Consider the following 5,128-nt stretch of genomic DNA (forward strand, 5'->3'; position numbering starts at 1 on the left):
CCAGGTGGAAAAGTTTAAAACCCCGTTCATACCTGCCTTCATACCGCTCGTTCCACACGCCTCGTAAGGTCTTTTTGGATTGTTGAGCCACACATCACAACCCGAAACGAGAAGCTTAGCCAGATCTATGCTGTAGTTTTCTATAAAAACCATTTTGAGACTTCTTGTCTTACTTTTTGCGTAGCTTATTTTGTCATTTATATCTTTTATAATGGCTTTGCCTTCACTGTCCGCAGGGTGAGCCTTACCCGCAAAAACTATTTGGAGACCTCCGAACCTCTCGGCTATTTTGATCAGTCTATCTATGTCTCTGAGTATGAGGTTGTTTCTTTTGTAGGAGGTTACCCTTCTGGCTACGCACAGTATAGGACATTCTTGAACGAAGCTTACATCATAGTTCTTGTTTATGAAGGTAATGAGTCTCTCCTTTGCTTCCGAGTGAGCCTTAAGAAGATCTATAGATGGTATATCGTGTGCTTGTTTGAGAAGAGCTGGGTTATCATCCCACCCAAGAATGTACCTGTCAAAGAGATCCTTCATCTCTTCGCATACCCACCTCCTGTGATATACTCCGTTGGTGATGTAATCCACTTCTCTGAAAGCATAACTTTTGTTGGTTATGAACCTGTGCCTGAGAGATACTGCGTTAACTATGGAACTATATTTGGCACTCAAAAGGGAAAGATCAAGTTCGTTGCTATCCGTAACTTCATTCTCCCACTTTATTCCATCATATAGCTTTAGATATCCTTTCACCATATCAAGAGAAAAGGCATCGTGACCTACCGGCAGAGAGGTATGTGTGGTAAAGACAACCTTTTTTTTAACATCTTCAACGCTTTTGCTCTCTTTCAATAGTTCAAAGAGAAGAAAGGCTGAGTGGCTTTCATTTATGTGATAAAGAGTTATATCGTATCCAAGAGTTTTCAACATCCTGTATCCACCTATGCCTAAAAGTATTTCCTGTATTAGTCTCCTCTCTTTATCACTGTAATACAGCCTCTGAAAGGCTTCTCTCACCTTTTGATCGTTACCTTCAAGATCGCCATCAAGAAAAAGCACCCTTATGTCCCTTTTACCTTTTATTATGTACTCCCAAGATCTTAGCTTCTGATTTCTTTCACCTACAGGCACTTCTACCTCAACGATGAGAGGTTTTAGCACTTGTGAATAGTTCCACGTATCTTCCAGATCCAGCTGTCTGCCGTCCTTCCCTATCTTCTGGTAAACGTAACCCTTCTTGTAAAGGAGTGTGACGCAAACTGCAGGTATACCAAGATCAGCAAAGGTAAGTATGGTGTCACCTATGAGTGCGCCCAAACCTCCGCTGTATGTGGGTATATTTTCCTCCAACCCCACTTCCATCACAAAGTAGGCTATCATTTGAGAATATATTTTAACGCATGAGATTTATAAGCACCGATCTGACTTGTAGGCTTGACAGTCTGCCATGGTGTAAATTCCACACCCTGTTTGTTGTAGCTTTGGGTATAACTTGGGTGTTAGATGCCTTTGAGATAGTTATAGTCAGTGCTGTACTGAAGCCAATGTCCTCATCTTTGGGCTTTACACAGTTTCAAAGCTCCCTCATGGTCAGTGGTTTTCTTTTCGGAGCCATACTGGGATCTTTTCTCTTTGGTTATTTAGCTGATAGATACGGGAGAAAAAAGCTCTTTTTATTGACCTTACTGTTATACTCTATAGGCACTTTTCTGACAGGTTTCGTAAACAGCTTTGAGTTGGCTTTTCTCTTTAGAGTTCTGGCAGGTGCAGGAATAGGTGGGGAGTTTGCAGCTATACACTCGGCAATAGACGAGTTTATTCCGTCAAGACACAGAGGAAAAGTGGACGGTACTGTGTCGGCTCTCTGGAATCTTGGGAGCATACTCGCATCGTTGGTGGCATCCTTTGTAATTTCTTCACTGCACGAAGCTCTCGCGTGGCGCTTTGCCTTTCTGCTTGGTGGCGTTCTTGCTTTGCTTGCAATATCCGTAAGAATATATGTACCAGAATCCCCTCGTTGGCTTCTCTCAAAAGGTAGAACTCACGAAGCTGAACGCATAGTAAAGGATCTTGAGAAAAAAGCAGGCGGAAAATATAGCAACAACATATGCCAAGTTCCTGTTTTTGAGGGAAACATACTTGATGCTTCAAAGCTTATCTTTGCTCTCTACAGATGGCGCTTCCTATTTAGTACATCCATGAGTGTTACCATATTGGCTACTTATTACGGTATAATTACACTTATACCAACAAGCTTTTCTACAGCCTTCGGCTTAAGTTCCGAAGATGTCCCACATCTGCTTTTTGTGGGAAGCTTAGGTGGATTGATAGGTGGTCTTTTAGTAGCTTTGATGAGTGATACGCTGGGGCGTAAGTTCACAGGTTCTTTTATAAGCTTTTCTTCTTTTGTCCTTTCTTTGCTCTTTTTGATCAAACAAAACTTTTATACTGTGTACTTCTTTTACTCACTTTTCGCTTTTTCTTTTGCGTCTATAGCTTACGTGTCTGCAACAGAGATATATCCATCTTACCTGAGAGCCTACGCCATAGGATTACTTTCCATAATGGGAAGGCTCGCAGGCGCTCTATCCCCTATAATCCTCGTGAGTCTATCTTCAACAAGTTACATCTACGGCGTATTGGGTATTTCACTCTTTTGGCTTCTGGGATTTATATCCTACTTTATATGGTCGTTGAAAGGTGTAGAAGCAAAAGGTAAAGCCATAGAGGACATAACGTGAATTATTCAAGAGTGTTAAAATTTACCTATGTCAAAAGAGATCCAAAAGCGCATAATAGCGGTGAACAGATCCGCAAACGCTGACTATCACATAATAGAAACATACGAGGCGGGTATAGTGTTGGAAGGTTCGGAAGTCAAAGCTTTAAGGAACAAACAAACCGTTTCATTCAAAGACAGTTTTGTGAGAATAGAAAATGGTGAGGCATGGCTGTATAATCTTTACATAGCACCGTATAAGTACGCAACCATAAAGCCACCTGATCCCTTAAGAAAAAGGAAACTTTTACTTCACAAAAGGGAGATACTTCGTTTAATGGGAAAAGTACAGGAAAAAGGCTACACTTTAATACCATTGTCCATTTACTTTAAGGGTAACAGAGTTAAGGTGGAGATTGCCCTTGCTAAGGGTAAAAAGACATACGACAGAAGACAAGAACTCAGGGAAAGGGATCTGAGGAGACAGATAGAGAGAGAAATAAAGGGTGGAAAGTTAAAACTGTGACTTTAATCAAAGTTGCACTTGATAGCTATACCTAAAATTATCTAAAAACTGGAGGCTGACATGTGGAGAGTTTTGTATACAGGTGAGAGACCTCATTACGAAAACATAGCTTTGGATAGGATCATGCTTGACCTAAGGGCTGAAGGCAGGATTCCGAACACGGTGAGGTTTTTGCAGTTCAAACCCGAGTGCGTTCTTATAGGTTTTCACCAATCCGTTGAAGAAGAAGTTAGAACTGAGTACACCCAAAGAGAAGGTATACAGGTAGGTAGGAGGATAACAGGAGGTGGAGCCATATACTTTGACGAAACCCAGATAGGCTGGGAGGTGATAGCCGATAGACGATCTTTGAATCAGGAGAGCTTTGAAGGGATAACAGCAAAGATATGCACCGGTATAGCGAAAGGTCTTAGAAGACTTGGTATAAGAGCAAGCTTCAGACCAAGAAACGATATAGAGGTGGATGGCAGAAAAATCTCCGGAACTGGCGGTGTTTTTGAGGGTAACGCCTTCCTGTATCAGGGTACTATACTTATGGATTTTAACGTAGAAAGGATGCTCAAGTCCCTTCAGATACCTGTTGAAAAGCTAACCTCCAAAGGCATAAAGTCAGCGGAAGACAGAGTAGAGTGGGTCAAAAGATCTTTGGGTTATCTGCCTTCAAAGGAGGAAGTCTTTGATGCTATTCTGCATGGACTTTCTGAAGAGCTTGGTATGAGTTACGAGTGGGGACAGCTCAGCAATGAGGAGTTATCTCTCCTTGAAGAGAAAAAGCTCTATTTTGCAAGTGAAGACTGGGTATATCATGTAAAGAGTTCTACAAAAGATAGCGAGATGCTTTTTGGAATACACAGATGCTTAGGTGGTACTTTTAGGGTCTCCGTCAAGCTGGACGCCAAAGCTAAGATCTTACAGCAGTTGATCATAAATGGAGACTTTTTCGTAAGACCACAGAGACTCATATATGACCTCGAAGCCTTCCTAAAACATACTCCCTTGCAGGATGTAGAAAATAGGGTGAGGGAGTTTTTTGAAAATAGAGAGTGGGAAGGTCTTAACCTGAGTGTTGAAGACTTTATCAATGCGATCCTTTTCCCCATCAGGAAGGCTGAAGGGCTTGAGCTTGGTATTGAAAAAAAAAGACTCAATAACATAATAGCCAGCATAGGAGGAGGATTAAAGGAAAATGTTGAGAAGGCAAAGGTGATGCTACTGCCTTACTGTGCAAAGCCAAGATGGTGCGACTATAGACACCTTGATGATTGCGGAGAGTGTGGAGGTTGTACGGTAGGAGATGCCTACAGGCTTGCCTACCAAAAAGGTATGATACCCATCACCATCACCTCCTTTGAGCTTTTAAGAGACACGCTCCTTTGGTGCGCTCAAAATGGCTATACTTACATAGGGCACTGCTGTTATGAGTTTTATGAAAAGAGGTATGAGATATTCAAAAAAGCCAGCGAAGAAGGTGCAAAGGGTGTGCTTTTTGATATTGTAGGAACCACCTGCTATAGCCTTGGAGTAGAAGAGGAGGAAAAAGCATATCACGGTGAATTTACCGTAGAGTTAGACCTTATAAAAGAAGACCTATATAAAACTCTTGCAGTAAAGGAAGATGTAAGTTCAGAGGTACAAAAGCAAGAGATAAGGTTTGACTTTTCTCCATACCTCATAGACTTTAAACCCTCTTACTATAAAAAGCCAAAGGCTGTGCCTACACCCCAAGAGGACAGAACAAGAACCTCTATGCAAAAGGAAGTCTTTCTTGGAGAAGCAACTATAGGGGAAAGGGTGGTTGGATACAGGGAAGCCTTTGAAGTGCTTGCAAAGTGGATAAAGGAGGCAGAAAGACCTACCATAGTGCTTGGTCCTTTGGTCTT

Annotated in this window: 4 protein-coding genes; 3 read left to right on the forward strand and 1 reads right to left on the reverse strand. The window is 41.8% G+C overall.

Annotated elements, in window-relative coordinates:
• On the reverse strand, positions 1 to 1,383 hold a 1,383-nt coding region (glgP, locus tag ABWK04_04400), incomplete at its 3' end, for an alpha-glucan family phosphorylase (GenBank protein MEZ0361128.1).
• Positions 1,384 to 1,403: 20 nt separating this feature from the next.
• On the opposite strand from glgP, the gene ABWK04_04405 reads away from it, so the two are divergent.
• The 3 genes from ABWK04_04405 to ABWK04_04415 all read left to right on the forward strand — a co-directional run.
• Positions 1,404 to 2,744: an MFS transporter gene (locus ABWK04_04405; protein MEZ0361129.1), complete on the forward strand. Its 1,341-nt coding sequence runs from the start codon at positions 1,404 to 1,406 to the stop codon at positions 2,742 to 2,744.
• A gap of 27 nt (positions 2,745 to 2,771) precedes the next feature.
• Entirely contained in the window at positions 2,772 to 3,248 is a 477-nt protein-coding gene (gene smpB / locus ABWK04_04410) for an SsrA-binding protein SmpB (GenBank protein ID MEZ0361130.1), read from the forward strand.
• A gap of 60 nt (positions 3,249 to 3,308) precedes the next feature.
• On the forward strand, positions 3,309 to 5,128 hold a 1,820-nt coding region (locus tag ABWK04_04415; GenBank protein ID MEZ0361131.1), incomplete at its 3' end, for a lipoate--protein ligase.

The organism is Hydrogenobacter sp. (assembly GCA_041287335.1).
In the GTDB taxonomy this organism is placed as follows: domain Bacteria; phylum Aquificota; class Aquificia; order Aquificales; family Aquificaceae; genus Hydrogenobacter.